This window comes from Pseudoalteromonas piscicida, assembly GCF_002744175.1.
GTDB classification, from domain to species: domain Bacteria; phylum Pseudomonadota; class Gammaproteobacteria; order Enterobacterales; family Alteromonadaceae; genus Pseudoalteromonas; species Pseudoalteromonas piscicida_B.
In genome coordinates, this window is sequence record NZ_NKHF01000023.1 from 126,389 (window position 1) to 143,845 (window position 17,457).

Genomic DNA, 17,457 nt, shown 5'->3' on the forward strand with positions numbered 1-17,457 from the left:
GTTAACTCTGAAGCTGTGGTAAGCAGTGCTACAGTTCACCACTTGGCAACAAAACAGTGTACAACAACCTAATATTCGTAGGGAGTTAGATTAATGTGGTCCACTGTTGTCAGCAGGCGTTTGCCAATTACTCTGCCACACGTAGTTACCATGGATATAAAGCAGTTTATCACCTTGAATAAGTCCCCTATCCGCTTCGGTGTAACCCAAGGTTTTTTCACTATCCATTGGCGTTGATAAGGCCGCGCGGCTACTACCACGATAGGTAAGCGTGGCATCTACCCCTTGGATAATCTCAAACGCCGCCAGATCGTTTTGCATATACCAGTTGTAACTAGAGCCGTTGATTTGCTCGGTGTTCCAATAAACAATGGGTAGCGTAAACCGTGTTACGGCATCGTTGTCCTTTAGCATTGCTAGGGCGCGGTAATCGTATTCTAGCGGTGTAAATCCCCCAGCAAATGTATGGGCTTTTAGGAGCTTTGGTTCGGCAGGATTTGCCACATCAAACAAACTCACTTTGGTGCCGGGCTGTACGTTTTCATCAGGATTACCAAGGTGCTGCCCGACTCCTAATAGTAACCCGTCACCAACGGGGTGTAAGTAGGAAGAAAAACCCGGAATATCTAAACTGCCTGTAATTTTGGGCTCTGCTATGCTTGATAAATCGATAACATAGAGCGGATCTATCTGCCTAAAGGTGACAATGTAGGCCGTATCGTCAAAATAGCGCACGGCATAAACATCTTCTTCTACCAAACCAGTATCTGGGTCTACTTTTCCAATCGGTGTCGGATGCTGGCTGTTCGGCAATGTTGCGACCGTTTTTAGTTCATTTCCTTGTGGTTTAAGAATGTATAATTGGTGGCGATTGCCAATGTCGGTATTGTATTGACTCGTCACAACCCGCAGAGCGCCATCTTTTTCATCAAACCGAGTGGCGGCCATCTTGTTACTCGCTTGAGCAAGTTGCCCTGCCACAGTACCAGTTGCTTGATATGTCACTCCCTCATCGCTCAGCTGAAGCTTGTGCAGCACCAACCCTTTTGGTTCCCATACCGCGGTACTCGCCTCATCGGTGCTATCATCAAACGAATAATTATAGAGATAAACCGCAGTTGCAGACATATAGAAGCCGAACGTTTGAGTACTCACACAGGTGGTTTGGACATCATCTGGGTTATGGATGTCAATTTCCGTTACTGTAGTTAGCCCATTGTAACCGTCTTTTTCGGTCGCATCTGTAGGCAAATAACAACTATCTGCCGCCACTAAAGGTACTGAGTTTTCTTGCTGTAAGTCTCTAAATTTTGGCAATAAGTCATTAATGTTGCTGTTCATTAACTGGTGGTAGCTGGCCACTTTATCCGCATGATTAAAGTCGCTAAAACTCAGTGTATGGTCAGCAATCACATACAGTTTATCGCCAATCAGCCGGCTGCCGACCAATGTTCCATCAATTTGGTAACGCTTTTCAACTTCAGCCTGTGCCGGTAAAGAAACATCACTAAAAGCCAACTCAATCACGCCTTGATAATTCACTGCGGGCTGAACATCTTGATCTGCAATATCTTCAGCAAAGCTAAACTCGTAATCCATTAGTACACTGATCAGCTGAGTATCTTGTAGATAGAGGTTTTGATTGGCAAACTCCGAGTTCGACACCACAAGTTCATTGACTTGAGTTGGGATATTTGTAAGATCCGTATCTAGTACCCGTACAAAGGTTTTGTTTTCCTCTCCCTCATACGCGACACTCGTTGAGCCCGCTATAAATAAGTAACGGCCATCAAATTTAATTCGGTCACTTTCCAAGACACCTTCAACTAATTGGTTCGTGCCAGAATATGGTGTGTTGTCTGTGGCCGCAGGAGGGTTTTCTAAGACATCGTCGCCATTGTTCATGCCGCCGCTGGCTACGAAAATACCGTTTTTGATGAATCGACTAAATTGCTCAGAAGATGCCGATTGTAGTGGTGCAGAGCTGGTGTTTAGCGCGTTCAACTCTGGTAGTTTATCTTCATCATTATCGCTACTACCACCGCATGCACAAAGGGTTGCGCTAAGCCCAAAACTCAGCCAAATTTTACCGTTCATGATATATTTCCTTGTAAGTTAAGCGTCCACATAAGCCTAAACTTTTGTGCCTGTATTTCTGTTACCTTCGCAACTTGTTTTGTTATTTAATGTTACCCTTTATGGTAATTTGTACAGCGGCTGGTAAATTACACTTAGCGTAATAATCTGCTTTGCTTGATAACCGATAATAAAAGCCCGTACAAAGCGCAACCCAAACCGGAGTTCCACGTTGAATAAGTTATTGATGGCCTTAGCCTTGCTCATTAGCGCTCAGGTAAACGCCAACTCAGTGCCATGTGATGCTAACGACAGCGACTGCACGCCTGTTGGTAAATGGCAATTTGGTCTCGCTCTTGGAGCTGGCGTGATCACCAACCCACTTCATGATGGGGAAAATATTCCGTTAGTTGTTGTACCTTACGTTAGTTACTACGGCGACAAGGTATTCTTAGATAACGGTACGCTGGGTTACACATTTTACTACACAGACAAGTTCGATCTCAGCCTAATCGGAACGTTTAACGCAGAGCAAGCCTACTTCGAGAAGTTCCATCCCAATAATATTTTCGTCCAAAAAATGGCATTGGACGCTAGCAATGAACTACCTGGTGGGGAATTTGCTGCTGAACAAACGGCTATTTCGATTGATGATATTAAATCAAGAAAGTGGGCACTAGATAGTGGCATATTAGCGCATTGGCTGGTCAATGATGAGATCAAAATCAGCGCTTCTTGGCTCACAGATATCACTAATACATACCAAGGTTACAATGCTGATATTGGAGTTAGCTACCGCTTTCGGTTTGACCAATCTCCAAACGCGTATGCATTGATTAAAGCTGGGGTTAAGTGGAAAAGCAGACAATTAGTTGATTACTACTACGGTATAGACAAAGCCGACACCCTCAACCGCGAACTTTGGTACGATGCTGGTTCAAGCTTTCAGCCTTATGTCAGCTTTGCCTACTCTTATCCAATCAGTAAATCATGGACTTTTAAATTCAATGCTAAATATCAGCAGCTTGATGATGCTATGACGGATAGCCCGATAGTCGAGGATAGTTACTCCGCGACAGTGTTTGTCGGGGGAAAATATGAATTTTAGGCTGTACTTAATAATAATTATAATTTTCAGCGTACCCAGCCGAGCTTCAACTAAACCAAATAACGGCGTCAATCTAGAAATTAAGCCCATTACTTGTATGGTAAAACAAGCGGGGCAACGCTGTGAAATGACAGCAAAAATTGCTTGGCAATCTAGCATGCCAATTAACTTATGCCTATTTCAAGAAAACCAAAAATTACAATGCTGGGAGCAAGCCAAGGAGGCAAAATCGACACAACTTATCCAACTCTCAAAATCTATGCTCTTTACCCTCAAAGATGCTCAAAATAACGTTATTGCTACACAGAATATTGAAGTACACACAAGCGTCAACCAACAGTATAGACGCAAACTCAGAAGCGATTGGAGTGTGTTTTAATGGCCAAAATATTGCTCGTTGAAGATGATATTAAACTGGCGGAGCTAACCGCAAAATTTCTTACCCATAACGGCTTCGAAGTCGTACAACTGCACAATGGCATTAACGCCATCAAAGCCATTGAAGCAGAAAAACCAGATCTGTTAATTTTGGACATTATGCTCCCAGGCCTTGATGGCTTTTCTATTTGTAAAGCTGCTCGTAGCGAGTTTACCGGTCCAGTGCTATTTCTTACCGCCAAAGACAGCGACTTTGACCATGTTAAAGGACTGGAGATCGGCGCTGATGATTACATTATCAAACCAGTAGAGCCTTATGTTTTATTAGCAAGACTCAACGCGCTATTAAGACGCACGCAAAACGACGAAGTGCAATCTGACTCTATCACCCTCGGGGAGTTACAGATCGATAAATCAGACCGTAAAGTCTATTTGGCCGGAGACGAGGTTGAACTCACAAGCTATGAATTTGATTTACTGAAGACACTTGCAGGCCATGCCGGTGAAACGCTAAGTCGAGACTATATTTACAAACATGTTGTTGGCCGCGAATACGACGGATTAGACAGGAGCGTTGATGTACGCATTAGCCGTCTACGAAAAAAACTCGGTGACAATTTAGAACAACCTGCTCGACTCATTACCGTTTGGGGTAAAGGTTACCTATGTTCTAAGTCGGCATGGGGTTAGTTTATTTGTGCTAAAACTATTACTCAGCCTCTATTTGGCTGTGTTTGCCAGCATTGTTGTTATCAACCAAGTAAGCGAAGCTATTTGGTCTCATTGGGTGCACTCCGCACCCGATGAATTGCGCCATGCCAAAACCATTGCCAATACACTTAAATCCAGTATTTCCCCCAGCAACTTACCAACTGAGTCAGAGACCATCAAAATACTCGATATGGATGATGTTGCTTGGCTGCCAGAACAAGCCAACACATTAGTTCAAGGTGGAATACTAACCAGCTTTGACGACGAGGGCAGCGCTTGGCTAACTTTCAAAGTGCCCGACTCAACGCTGCTGTTACAACTCGGCCCACTGGCTCCCGCTACATCCGCCGCCCGTAAACAATGGCTCATCAAGATACTCTCATACGCTGTATTGGCATTTATACTCATGTTATGGATAAGACCGCTCTGGCTAGATTTACTGCAATTGCGATATATCACCAAGAGCCTGACCCAAGGTCAACTTCCCGCCAATACTAAGCGTTCACGTTTTTCTGCCATTTCTAATTTAACCGAGCAGATCCGCGACTTAGCATCACAAGTAGCAAGACTGATTGAAAACCAAAAACTACTCGTTAATGCCGTTTCTCACGACTTACGCACGCCACTTGCCAGGCTCAAATTTGCGCTAGCTATGCTACCGGACCAAAGCCGCGAACAAGCAGAGGATATGGCGGACGATGTAGTAGAAATGGAAGCCATGATTGATGAAATGCTAGCCTACGCACGGTTAGAGTTCGAAGTAGAAAAGCTTGAGATAACACCACTTAACCTATGTGAACTTGTCGACGACCAGATAAGTAAACTCAGTAAGCTTACTGACAAAACAATCACGTTCAATAAAACGAGCCACCCCGTTACCATCTCTGGCAACCTACATTATTTATCTCGAGCCATACAAAACATTGTACAAAATGCCGATAAGTACGGTCGCTCAAACATCGAAATTAGCCTTGAATGTGACAAAAGCAACGCTTACCTTCATATCGAGGATGATGGCGACGGGATCCCAAAGTCACAGTGGGAATCGGTTTTTATTCCCTTCTCTCGCTTAGATGAAAGTCGCAGTAAAGATAACGGTGGTTATGGTCTCGGGTTAGCTATCGTGCGTAAAATTGTAATCTGGCATAAAGGCAGTTGTCACGTTGGGTTTTCCGAGTTGGGCGGTGCTAAATTTACGCTAACATTCGATAAAACCGAGACTTAGCCCATTGATGCTTGTAATTTTTCTATCAAAATGAAACTACGTGGTTTACCCTAAGCATTAATTTATCCCACTGTGCTTAATTACGTAACCGAGCTTAGCGTTAGAATATACGTAAATTAATCGGGTAACTTATTGGTTGGCAGTTATAAAACGATAAGTCTTACCTTATTAATGAAAGATAAAGCTCTCACATGCTCAGCATTAATGCAGGGTCGTATTTAAAGCACACTCTTTACACTAGGTACTCAAAATGACAATAAAGCCTTTTTTCCTGTCTGCAGCCCTTTTATTCGGTTCTACTTCGCAAGCTAAGGAACCCGCTATGGATATGCAGATACTGCTAGAACAATATTTAACTTGGACTCAAAAAATTGAATCGCAAGGTAGAGAAATAGGCGACCCGTTGGACAAAAATGGCCTAGCGTTGGCTAAAGAAATTGGCATTAAACACCCTGAAAAAGTTCGTATTATCTATCTTGATACCGTTCCCTTTCCTATCGAAAATAAAGCATTAAAAGCAATGGGCGAATCTCTGGGGTTTATTGGCGAGGGAATAATAAACAACGCCCAAGTATTTGGTTATTCTATTTATGTTCGAGATGGATATGAGTTAAATAGGCCTAAACTTGCACATGAATTGGTTCACGTACTGCAAATTGAACGTGCTAATTTCGCGAAGGTGCTTCACCAGCATATCGCTGACATGCAAAAGTATAGTTATGATAAAGCACCGCTTGAAGTCGAAGCGTTCAAGGCCAATATTAAATACGCAATTCAAGAGTAACCCACGCTCTTTAAAGCACAAAAAGGCATAGCGAAAAGTCATCAAGATCACTTTTTCTAGCCCAGATTAGCAGTCAGCTGGGTACTTCAATAAGCCCTGAATACTGTGGATTGCCTGTTGTTTTTTTAGATAAAATCAATAGGCACTATCCTTCCCTTTTTGAACCTGCGGCCCAACTCATTTTAGCCACATTTTATTTTCTTTTATTAATCCTTTGTTCACTTTCCTATTTTAGGTATAATCATTGCGCAATTTACGAACGAATGATTTCACTTTGGCTAGTTTGACACACCATATCTAATTTCGGAGGTCTTGTAGGGATATATGAAGACAATAAAATTAATAATAGGCCTGCTGTTATTATTTTCAGCATTTGGTCATGCCAACACTGCTCAGTCGCCGACAGTTTACGAAGATGACAACGGTAATATATACATTGAGTCACCTAAACAATTCTTATTGATTGCCAGTGAACCGGCCATTCCTCTTTTTGTATATCCACATAAGGGACTCGTCAAACTAAGCTACAGTGGTGGTCGTTGGCAGCGCGAGTTTATCACCTCAAATTACTTTGACTCCGTGAGAGCAGGGCTGCAACGCAATGCCTTGTTAACTGACCGGATGCGTTGGAAAGATATAGATGGCGATGGCTCAAGAGACTATGTATTTTTTACCAATAGTGCTTCATCCTATGATGCAAGCCTCCTTTCAATTAGCACCAAGACCGGTGCTATTCGTGCGCTTAAGCTGCCATCTAATTCAAACTTAAACAATGACTACCAGCTTGTCGATGTCAACGGTGATGGTCGATTAGATGTAAAGTCCGGCTCAGATGTCTTTTTAGCATCTGCCAATGGCCTTTTTCTTTACGCGGGTCAGGGGGCTATTGAACCTGCAACTAAAGTAGACACAACTGCAGGGGAATTTCGAGTCGATGAAACAGGCCAAGCAACTTACAATGTGCCAGTCGCGTTACCTAAGGGCCCAGGTGGAATTAGACCTTCTGTCGCAATCACATATAGCTCCGCAGCAGGGGCAGGTAACGCAGGCTATGGCTGGAATGTAGCAGCTGCATCCGCAATCACTCGATGTACCAAAAATATTGCAACCGACGGCAGACAACAAGCTGTCGGAATGCGTAAAGATGACGGCTACTGCTTAGATGGTAACCGCTTAATACTGGTAAGTGGTACATATGGTTCTGCGAACAGTACTTATCGTACCGAGCTTGCAAACTTTATGACTATCAAAGCCGTCGGTAATGATGGCGATAATACCGGTCCAAAAGGGTTTATCGTTGAGTCTAAAGATGGCGATATTAAATATTACGGTGACACATTACTCCCTTACGATAGCGACGCCTATGTCAAACCTGCTGGTGTAACAAAAAAAGGCGCACATACCTGGGCACTTAAACAAGTTGAAGACACTTTTGGCAACGAAATTACTTACCACTACACCAGCAACACAACGTATGGCTATCACCTGCTGAGCAGCATTGCTTATGGCAAGATAAAAGTTAACTTTGATTACGTCGACCGCAATACGAGACAACATGGCTATGCTTATGGTGGTAAAGTGGCCAACCTTAAACGCATCTCAGGTATAGAGGTCACTCGTGGCGGTCAGCCTTATCGTTACTACAATATTAACGGAGATGGTAGTAAGCACGACTATATAGATAGTATTCAAGAGTGTACGTCGTTTAGTGCCGACAAATCATGTAAGTATGCACTTACATTTCAATATAACAAAGATGTCAGCGATGTTGGGTTTGCTACGGCGGCAACGCAAAGCTCAGGGCTCAGAACCACAACATTACTTACCGACTTTAACGGTGATGGTCGCTCTGATTTTATATACACAAATAGCACAGGTAAAACACTGACTGTTAGAATCACTGGCAGTGATACAGATGTGATCACCTCTAATTTAAAATCAGTCAATGACTTTAAGCTAGCGGATGTTAATGGCGATGGCTATACCGATATTCTCTATGCACAAACCAGTGGCTCCACTACTAAATGGTTTGCTAAGGCCTACCAACCAGCCACCCGCACTCTCTCAGAATTAGATTGTTCAGATAGGTTTGATGAGCGCTCTATCGAAACCGTTCGACAATTAAGGCCCGGTCTGTGTACTCCCAGAACTCGTGAAGAAAAACTATCATTTAGTTCACCGGTTGAGATTTCACCACTATACAATAACAAAGGTATGATGGTTGATATCAATGGTGACGGACTTTCTGATTGGTTGACCAATTCCGGCAGAAAGCTTGGATACCGCAAGAATATTGAAGCGAATAACGCAATTGGCCGCGACTATGGAGCCATCAATTATTTCTATGAGTTTACTGCAAATGATTTCCCTCCCTCTAGAACAAACCAGGGCTGTGCTCACTCTTACTCTATCGCAAGCCAATTTACAAAAAGCGCTGATATTAATGCCGATGGTGTATCAGACTTTATCGTCAAGCTGACAACTCAATACAGACCAATAAACAATTATGCAGGATGCCCTGGTACTAATGTTGCTCATAAGTATAAGCTGCTGCTAAGTAAAGGAACTGACGAATACAGTAAATTTGAGTACGACTTTAGCAATGTCGACGATATGCGCTTTGCAGACTTAAACGGTGATGGTCTAGTTGATCTAGTCTTTGCAAAGAAAAATGCAGGTTGGCAATATCGTCTGTCTACAGGCGATGCATCTACTCCATTACAATCAGCCAAGAGTCTCTCCATACTGCCAGCTATCATGGCAACAGATAAATACCGTGGTAATGTTTATTTTGCCGATGTAAATCAGGATAGCATCACTGACATTATCGCATTAAATCATACCCAAGTAGTACTTCGCCACGGATATTGTCACTGGACTGGCGAACACGATCCTAGAATGCAAGAAGTTGAAGCATCAGCTCTTAACTCACAAGCGGCTTCTTCAGAGCAACATTGTCCTCCAGGTTACGTCTGGAGACCAACAACTTATACTGATGGCATGCAGGCCACGGTTTGGACTGGGCAAACGGCGAGCTCTTCTAGTATTGCTTATACTGTAACTAAGGTTGGTGGTGGTTTGAGTGGCACAGATCATACACTAAAAGTAGGTGATATTGACGGTGATGGGCTAGTAGATATCCTACGCAGTAGTTCAGCGCTGACGGGCAACGCTAGTTTTGTACACTACCGTAATAATATGCTCAACGCCAGTGTCGCATCTCATAAACTCACGAAAGTCACCAATGGCTTTGGTGTTGAAACGGATATTCAATACCAACCTCTTTCTAGTCAAGAGGTATACACTCACTTACCAGCTTTTAACACTTTGGGTAAAGTGAACGCGAACTTTTTCTCACCTAAATTTGGCATGTGGTTAGTAAATAGCGTTAGTTCAGACTCAAATGGTAGCGGCAATGGAACAGAGCAAGTTAGTGTAGAGTATAAGTACTCTGGCTTTAAGATTGATAAGCTAGGACGTGGTCCTCAAGGGTTTTATGAAATTGAAACGACAGACCCTCAAACCAACATAAAAACCACGACTCGTTACCACCAAACATGGCCACTGACGGGCAAGCCTAAATTCACAAAATCATATGCTGGTGACAAGCTCATTACCCATGCAAAAACTAATTGGCAATATCATACGGATAAACAAGGCGCCCTGTTTGTCTACCTTAGCCAAAGTGATGAAAAAGGTTGGCAAATCGGTTCGGATGGCATCCGCCGCCCAATCAAACGCACCATCAAAACCAACCGCTATGATGTGGGGCTCAGTGATAAATGGGGGAATTTAACGGGTAGCTCTATCCTCACCTATACACCGGCTTCAAATGGTGATGATAGCTGGAATGTAGCTCACTCAACCACAACAACAAACACTTACTATACGGGTTCTGAACAGCTTAGATATGGACGCTTAAAGTCCACTGCTGTTAGGCAATATCAATATGCAGTAAATGGTCAATCAAGGTCAGATTTAACGCGTAAAACCGAATTTACCTACTATGATAACTTGATGCTGGAAAGTGAAACCGTGTCGCCGGAGTGCTCAGGGGTTGCAACCAGCCGCACTAATAGCAATCATTGTGACGCCAGCAATCAGTATACCAAAACCTACCATTACGACGCGTTTGGAAATGTGAAACAAACAGACGTCAAAGCAGGCTCTCAAACACGGTCAACCTACACGGATTACAACAGTTCAGGTGAGCTTGTCATTGCTCAGTCAAATTCACAGGGACAGACCGTGACTTATTTATATAACGGGGTGACTAACCCAGATGGATTGATTTTTTCTACAACGGAAACCAGTCCAAATGGCACGACAAAGACACAACGTTACAACCAATGGGGTGAGGCTGTCGAAACCGTATTTTCTGATGGTACTTATCAAAAAGTAGAAACCTTAGCTTGTAGCGGTAGTGCATTATGTGCCTCTGTCAATGGTCGTTACTACAATAAAATGACGCAGTCAGGCGTTGCTCCTCAATACGAAGTGTTTGATAAATATGGCCGTAATGTTCGAAATACCAAAGCGCTAGTTGATGGTAGCACGGCGTATGAAGACATAACCTATGACAAAGACAATAATCCAGCGACAAAGACGCTGCCTTACAGGATGGGGGAAACACCGCAACCGATCCGTTATTACTTTGATAGTTATAACCGGATATTTAAAACCTTACTACCAAGCGGAAAAGAAACGCGTGTCGAATACCTTGGCCATATAACGCGTACAATTGACGTAGGTGGAAGTAACGATGGTTACAGTGCTGCAACCTACAAGCGCGATGAAAAGCAAGACGTGCTCGGAAGAGTTTTATACAAAACAGACCCCTATTCAGGCTCTAATGTCGATACGGTTAATCGCGTTACATTCAAGTATAACGCATTCGGAGATTTAGTTAGCACGGCAAATAGCGTCTATAATGCCGCCAACCGGCAATTTACAGAAACCATAACTAAAACCCATTACGACCGCTACGGTAGAAAGATTAAGATTGAAGACCCGAGTCGAGGCAGTTGGCAGTTTTACTACAATGGGTTTGGTGAGGTTATTAAAGAGGTAAACGGGCGCACGGAAACCAAGTCAACCAGCTACAATGTTCTAGGCCAAGTAGTACGTACGGTTCAGCTTGATAAAGCGACTGCAAATAACGCTCTAATAAGCTGTTTGGTATACGGTAAAAGTCAATCGGCCCACAATATAGGTAAGCTGACCGATTCTTATCAATTCCGCGTAGCGGACTCAACACAAAGCTGCGCGAGCCTTATTGCCAACGCTACTGCAAGTATCAGCAAACATATCACCTTTGATGAGCATGGACGCCCAGAAACCAGCATCACACGCAATTCAGGTGGCGAGTTTAAGTCAATTACGAGCTACAACGAAAATGGCCAAATCAGCCAAATAGCACTACCTAATGGCATGTTTGTTAAGTCTTATTATAACAACGGTCAGTTGGTGAGTAACTATGATGCCATGACCAACAAATTGTTGAGTAAAATTGACAGTGTTGATGCTCAAGGGCGTATTACAAAGCAAACCTTTTCTGGTGGCGTTTCTCGCACACAAGCGTTCGAAAGAGATAGCGCCTTTATAGACTCCATAACAATCTCAAATGCAAGCCAGACCCTTTATACTGTTAACTATAAACATGACATCCGTGGTACAACTCGTCATCGTATTAGTGATTATTATGAGCCGGGCGTCGGTGGTGATTCCTTTAAATTCACAGAAGCTTTTGGTTATGAAAACAATGGTCTTCAGCGTCTTGAAACTCGCTCTGTCAGTCACGCTAGCACGCGGTATGGTGTCTCTTTACGTTTGGCTAACCAAACTTATAGTTATGATGACTATGGCAATATTCGCAGCAATACCAATGTTGGTACATATCACTATACCAATAGTAACAATCCATATCAGTTAGTATCTGTGTCTGGTGCAACTGGTAAGCGTAGCTATTCAATGTCCTACGATAATCATGGCAACATCACCAATGATGGGGAGCGCCGTTTTTATTACACTCAATTTGACAAGCCATATAAAATCACAAAAGGTAACACCAATACTGAGTTTAGATACGACGAGTCTGGTCATCGCTACTTCCGTAAAGACGTTCAATCTGTAAATGGCAGCGTACAAACGAAGCAAGTGTATTATGTTGGAAAGGCTTATGAGCTAATTAAACAATCGGGTGGTAAAGACAATCAAGGCGGAGCACTGCCCTCACAAATTGAGCATCGCTGGTACGTTGGTGGAGTAGTAATAAGTCAAATTGAAGGGCAAGCACAGAAAGTCCAAGTGGCGCACAGCGACATGTTAGGCTCGACAGTTTTGGTGACCAATGACAGCGGCAACGCCATTGCACAATATATCTACGATCCATGGGGCAAACAACAGCAGGTGTACGCTACCTCAGAAATGAGTGGCAGTTTGCTTCCATTGACACAGATGCGTGCCTTTACTGGCCATGAGCAGGTGGAGCAGCTCGATATTGTGCATATGAATGGTCGAATTTATGACGCCAACCTAGGCCGCTTTTTACAGGCAGACCCTTTTGTACAATTCCCAGAGTTAACCCAAAGTCATAACCGCTATAGCTATGTGCTGAACAACCCTTTGACTTACAACGATCCAAGCGGTTACTTCTTGAAGAAGTTGATGAAAATCACAGGGTTAAGCTCACTACTCAAAGCGATTGCGAAAATTCCAATTTTGGATGCGGCCGTCAGTATCGCATTAGGTGCCTATGCGCCATGGGCATTAACCTTATATCAAGGTCTAAAAACCTACGCGGTCACTGGCAGCTTTGGAGCAGCGCTAAAAGCTATGGTTATTTCAGACCTTACCATTATGGCCTCTACTGCAATCGGGGGGAACTTGTCATTCGATGCTGGTGGCTGGACAGCCGCAGCTAACGTTGCTTCTCATGCCGCAGTTGGCGGTATTACATCTGTGCTGCAAGGCGGCAAATTCGGTCATGGGTTTGTCAGCTCCTTGGTGACTACCAGCATGAAAGGGTTTATGAATCCACAAACCACCAACTTCGGTAATGCCTATACCAGAACGGCTATTGCGGGGCTAGTAGGTGGTACATTATCAGAAATCACCGGTGGTAAGTTTGCCAATGGTGCGGTCACCTCAGCAATGCAGTGGTGGTATAATGCTGAAAAGGGTGGCTTAGTTGAGAAGCATAAGCGGGCTGAAAAAACATTTAATGACCTAGTTGAAAGAGGAATTAGAGAAGATAATTCAGATTATCATCAACAAGCTTTAAATTTTGCAGCAGGCTATTGGGGAATTGATGTTGAGGATAAGGGACAATACTTCTACCCTAATTTTGATGGAGATCTAAGAGACTATGGTGTAGTTGAAAATGGTGGAGTACATATAAGTTTAGCTACATTACAAGAGGGGCTTGGCTTTACAGGTTCTACTCTATTTCATGAAATGGTTCATATAAAAGATGGGATTAGATATTCAGGCCAATTTGGGGCCGAGACAATTAGGTTAATGGAGATTAATGCTTATGACTCTGAGCTTAAATACAGTAAGCATTTCGGTTTAACCAGTCGTCAAGTCAACCTTTTAAAGAGTAATAGGTATAGTAACTGCGTGAACATTCATGTGGAAAATAGAACCTCCAGGGGGATATCATGTTAATTAGGGTCGTAATTTCTTTTTTTATGTTGTTTTTATTTAGGGCCGAAGCAATAGAGCTTATTTCACTAAAAAAAGGAGAAAACTTTTATTACTTTTTCGAAAATAACTCATTTTCAGATAAGTACTATCCTGAAACTTTTATCGCAGGTTCTTGTGAACAAATGGCGAATATTTGCCCTATCGTGACAGATAAAAGTGGTGAAGATATTAAAATTTTAACTATAGTTAGTAGGTTCGATATGTCACATAGTAAGAGAGTAAAAATAAATAGACATAATATTTATGGTGGCAAGGTAACAATTGATTGGTTAGTTGAACGGTTTACTCTTAAGAAAGGAAGCTATAAAGTTAAGTTTCGCTATATGGATTGGGATAAGAAAGAGCATATTGACAGTAATGAAGTTGAGTTTAAAGTGGAGTAAAACAGCTATAGTGATAAGTTGTACTAGCTCAGACTTGACCTGACAGTTACCCGTTTTTCAATCAATTGGGGTATGGAGCGCTACTGTAACAGCGGATCAATATTATGGAAAATCTAACTCTTTTATGAAAGTGATAAACAACATTGAAATGTCTTATATCCGAGATGTAGCACCAAAGTGTGGAGAAACGATGCGATGCTGGTAAGAGGGATTGCACTTCTGATTGGAGTATTTATAAATCAAGCTATTGCCTGTCAAGATAAAATAAATGAACTGGCATTTACAAGATTTCATTATGGCAGTGAACAAGATTTCCCATATCAACAGCTTGGTGTAGATACGGTCAGAAACAAGCTCTTTGGTAGGGAAGTCTTAATGGCAAAAGCGGATTTTAAAGAGTCAGAAGCAATACAATTTGGCGAAGATGTTTTTATATCAAATATTTATGAACACTCAAAATATGAGGTAAGTTATACAGTAAGCCCAGCTCCTTTTCATAGTAAACAAGCTGATAGCTTTGAGATATTGCTTGAAAAAATATCTAAGCTTCGCAAACTACTACCAATTTGTAGTGAGCATTTCGTTGATTTGTGGCTAGATGTGATGAGTGTAATAGCAGCATTAAATCATCCACCATCCAAACTTGATGTTTATATAGATAAAATAAATAAGCATATACTGGTTTTCCATGAGACAGGCTGGATAAGTGTTTACCCGTCGACAGAGCAAGGTAGACTAGTGATTGGTATGGGCGAGCCTCCAGATAGTTAGACGGGAAAGCATGAACTTAAAATCTAATGCAATAATTAATTGACTGGAAAGCTAAGGGGTTACCCATTATTTTGACAGTAATGTAGTTGAGTTTAAAGTGGAATAAAGCAGCTATAGTGATAAGTTAATACATTTTTACTTTTTCTCTGGGCATGATCCGGCCTATGGAAGTTGCTTCCAATATATGCTTTTTCACCTCGCCATTACGAATGGAGTCATAACTTGCTCTGGGGTTGCATGAGCTTATTATACTCTGGCTATCATTTATTTCACTTTCTTGAATCACATATAACAACTCAGAGGGCTTCAGGCTTTTATTTCCAATTTCAAAGCTGTAAATCATGTTACCTAGTTTCTTTAGTGTTTTGCAATTTGGATAAATATCAATATTCGTTATCTCAACTTCCTCATTCGTGTTGTTAACAATTAGCAACTCACCTCTAATGTAATCATTAACCACTACTGAAGCGTAAAACTTCTCGTTAAAAATGGCGGAATCATTTTTTGCTTCATCAATCAAATAAGTGGATAAGATTCGTTTTGAGCTTTTTTCAATAATAAACATTTTTAGATTATTGCAAGGCCACGCTACTTGATAAGCTGCAAGAGATAATGATTTGTGAATGTTTAAGGTCTTATTGACATAATTTGTTGAAGAAGCAGATCCCGAAAATGGATATCTTTTAACTTCGCTATTTTGCTTAACAGGTTGGCAATGTGCCTCATCCACATTAAATTGAAAGATCAAGTCACCATTAACCACACTGTCAATTTCCGTGTAAACATGAACAAAGTCGCCTTTTTTTACATCATGTTGAATGTCGTGCTGAATTTTAATGGAATCTTTTCCAACACATGCTGTACTAAATAATGCATTCGCTACAACAGTTAAAAAAATTAATAAATTAATGCGCACAAGATGCTCCTGTACTTCTGTAACAGCTAATTTGGTTTAAAGACTGCTGCTTATAATGAAGTTGCAGTCTAAATCCACTAAAAAACTTATCAACATTAGCATGTGACCAATTGTAGGCTTTAATCTCACTAGCTTTTAATTCTTTTGGTCCCGTCAAGGCAGACTTATTCGGAGTTGAATACATTGTATATAAATCTCCTATGTGGGAAACCTCATGACCTATCATCCATGCTTGAGCTTCAGTTGAAAATTCTAGAGTTGAAGGATTGATACCAATTACATTAATACTTGTAGGCGACATTTTCGCATCTACTGTAGGATCTACTGTAGGATCTACTGTAGGATCTACTGTTAATGATATATTTCCATCTGCACCTTCTGGTAACAAGCCATCATAATCTCCATTTTCAGAGTGCTTATTTGCTGAAGCCACTAGGTCACTTAATCTTTCATCATCAGAACTAAATGTTGGTCGTTTTACTTTCACAGCGTCATCATTCAACAATCTTGAAAATGCCCCCGTTAACGCTCCATTTGCAAACTTTCCGCCTGTTACTTTTGATAATGAACCACCGACCATCGCTTGGATTATTGCACGACCTGTTATTTGGCTCATTGAAGCACCATTAGCAGGTGAGTTAACCATACCAACACCTGTCATGATGCCAGCAATCCAAAAACCGTGGCCGAAATTACCACCTTGAAGATCCGACAGTAATCCACCACTAACAGCATGTGCTCCTAATGTAGCTTCCGTCTCCTCCTCTAGGCACAAACCAAAGGAAGCGAAGCGCCAAAGCTAAAAGCCAGATAAAAGAAACCCAGCTCTCGCAGGCTTTCGTTTGTTTGGATTAGGTTGCTCCCAAACATTTAATTGGGCTCTGTCCCTGATTTAGTCTTAAAACAATCTGCCAAACTTATAGAAATACTATAGTTTGGTTTTTCAGTTAAATTATTTGGAGGTGAATCAAACTCAATAGAAAAGAAAACACCTTGTACCAACCAAAGCTTGCCACTAACCGGCTCCATAGAGTCCTTATTAATAGCAAATGTAGCTAATACTGCTTCACCTGAATCATTGATAAGCCTGTGCTCGGTTCTCAATATAGCCTTGCCATTAGACATCTCAAAGCAATTTACTTCCATATTGTTATCGATTCTCTGCACAAGATTTATCGATTTAATTCTTTTTTTTAAGATATTTGAATATTGAGATGACAACACCTCAACAACTTTGTCTAATATTTCTGACTCAAGAACATTGAGCGAGTCATCACCTTTTTTAAATAACGATATCAATTTATCAAACATATTAATTTGAGGAAGCTGATGCGGTCCCATAACCTAAACCAGCGGCCCCTCCTTTGTAAACATATGGGACTCTATGCCATTGCTGAG

Annotated in this window: 12 protein-coding genes; 8 read left to right on the forward strand and 4 right to left on the reverse strand. The window is 41.8% G+C overall.

Annotation, left to right across the window (positions count from 1 at the left end; genetic code table 11):
• Positions 1-90 precede the first annotated feature (90 nt).
• Positions 91-2,097, reverse strand: coding sequence for a beta-propeller domain-containing protein (locus CEX98_RS04970; RefSeq protein WP_099641010.1), 2,007 nt, complete (start codon positions 2,095-2,097; stop codon positions 91-93).
• 211 nt (positions 2,098-2,308) lie between these two features.
• Here CEX98_RS04970 and CEX98_RS04975 point away from each other — a divergent pair, with 211 nt between their 5' ends.
• From CEX98_RS04975 to CEX98_RS05010, 8 genes are all read left to right on the forward strand, one after another.
• Positions 2,309-3,184 carry a MipA/OmpV family protein gene (locus tag CEX98_RS04975; RefSeq protein WP_242441627.1) on the forward strand — a complete coding sequence of 292 codons (876 nt, stop codon included), beginning with the start codon at positions 2,309-2,311 and terminating at the stop codon, positions 3,182-3,184.
• On the forward strand, positions 3,174-3,563 hold the full coding sequence (locus CEX98_RS23435; protein ID WP_099641012.1) for a DUF3019 domain-containing protein: 390 nt from the start codon (positions 3,174-3,176) through the stop codon (positions 3,561-3,563). The genes CEX98_RS04975 and CEX98_RS23435 overlap by 11 nt, the downstream gene beginning before the upstream one ends.
• Positions 3,563-4,252 carry a response regulator gene (locus CEX98_RS04985; RefSeq protein ID WP_099641013.1) on the forward strand — a complete coding sequence of 230 codons (690 nt, stop codon included), beginning with the start codon at positions 3,563-3,565 and terminating at the stop codon, positions 4,250-4,252. The genes CEX98_RS23435 and CEX98_RS04985 overlap by 1 nt, the downstream gene beginning before the upstream one ends.
• Before the next feature lie 7 nt (positions 4,253-4,259).
• Complete coding sequence (locus CEX98_RS04990; protein ID WP_099641014.1) at positions 4,260-5,498, forward strand: ATP-binding protein; 1,239 nt, start codon at positions 4,260-4,262, stop codon at positions 5,496-5,498.
• 322 nt (positions 5,499-5,820) lie between these two features.
• A complete protein-coding gene (locus CEX98_RS04995; RefSeq protein ID WP_143484320.1) occupies positions 5,821-6,282 on the forward strand; it encodes a hypothetical protein in 462 nt (153 codons plus the stop codon).
• Between the two features lie 324 nt (positions 6,283-6,606).
• Positions 6,607-13,950, forward strand: a complete 7,344-nt coding sequence (locus tag CEX98_RS05000) for a toxin TcdB middle/N-terminal domain-containing protein (protein ID WP_099641016.1) — start codon at positions 6,607-6,609, stop codon at positions 13,948-13,950.
• Complete coding sequence (locus tag CEX98_RS05005; RefSeq protein WP_099641017.1) at positions 13,944-14,372, forward strand: hypothetical protein; 429 nt, start codon at positions 13,944-13,946, stop codon at positions 14,370-14,372. The genes CEX98_RS05000 and CEX98_RS05005 overlap by 7 nt, the downstream gene beginning before the upstream one ends.
• Positions 14,373-14,549: 177 nt before the next feature.
• Positions 14,550-15,143 (forward strand): hypothetical protein, encoded by a 594-nt coding sequence (locus tag CEX98_RS05010; RefSeq protein WP_143484321.1) that lies wholly within the window; start codon positions 14,550-14,552, stop codon positions 15,141-15,143.
• A 124-nt stretch (positions 15,144-15,267) separates the two neighbouring features.
• Here CEX98_RS05010 and CEX98_RS05015 read toward each other — a convergent pair whose 3' ends face one another.
• The 3 genes from CEX98_RS05015 to CEX98_RS05025 form a co-directional block, all read right to left on the reverse strand.
• Entirely contained in the window at positions 15,268-16,059 is a 792-nt protein-coding gene (locus CEX98_RS05015) for a hypothetical protein (protein WP_099641019.1), read from the reverse strand.
• The gene (locus tag CEX98_RS05020; protein ID WP_143484322.1) at positions 16,049-16,705 is read right to left on the reverse strand and encodes a hypothetical protein; all 657 of its coding nucleotides are present in this window, start codon (positions 16,703-16,705) and stop codon (positions 16,049-16,051) included. Before CEX98_RS05020 ends, CEX98_RS05015 begins: the two co-directional genes overlap by 11 nt.
• Before the next feature lie 224 nt (positions 16,706-16,929).
• Positions 16,930-17,400 carry a hypothetical protein gene (locus tag CEX98_RS05025; protein WP_099641021.1) on the reverse strand — a complete coding sequence of 157 codons (471 nt, stop codon included), beginning with the start codon at positions 17,398-17,400 and terminating at the stop codon, positions 16,930-16,932.
• Positions 17,401-17,457 lie beyond the last annotated feature (57 nt).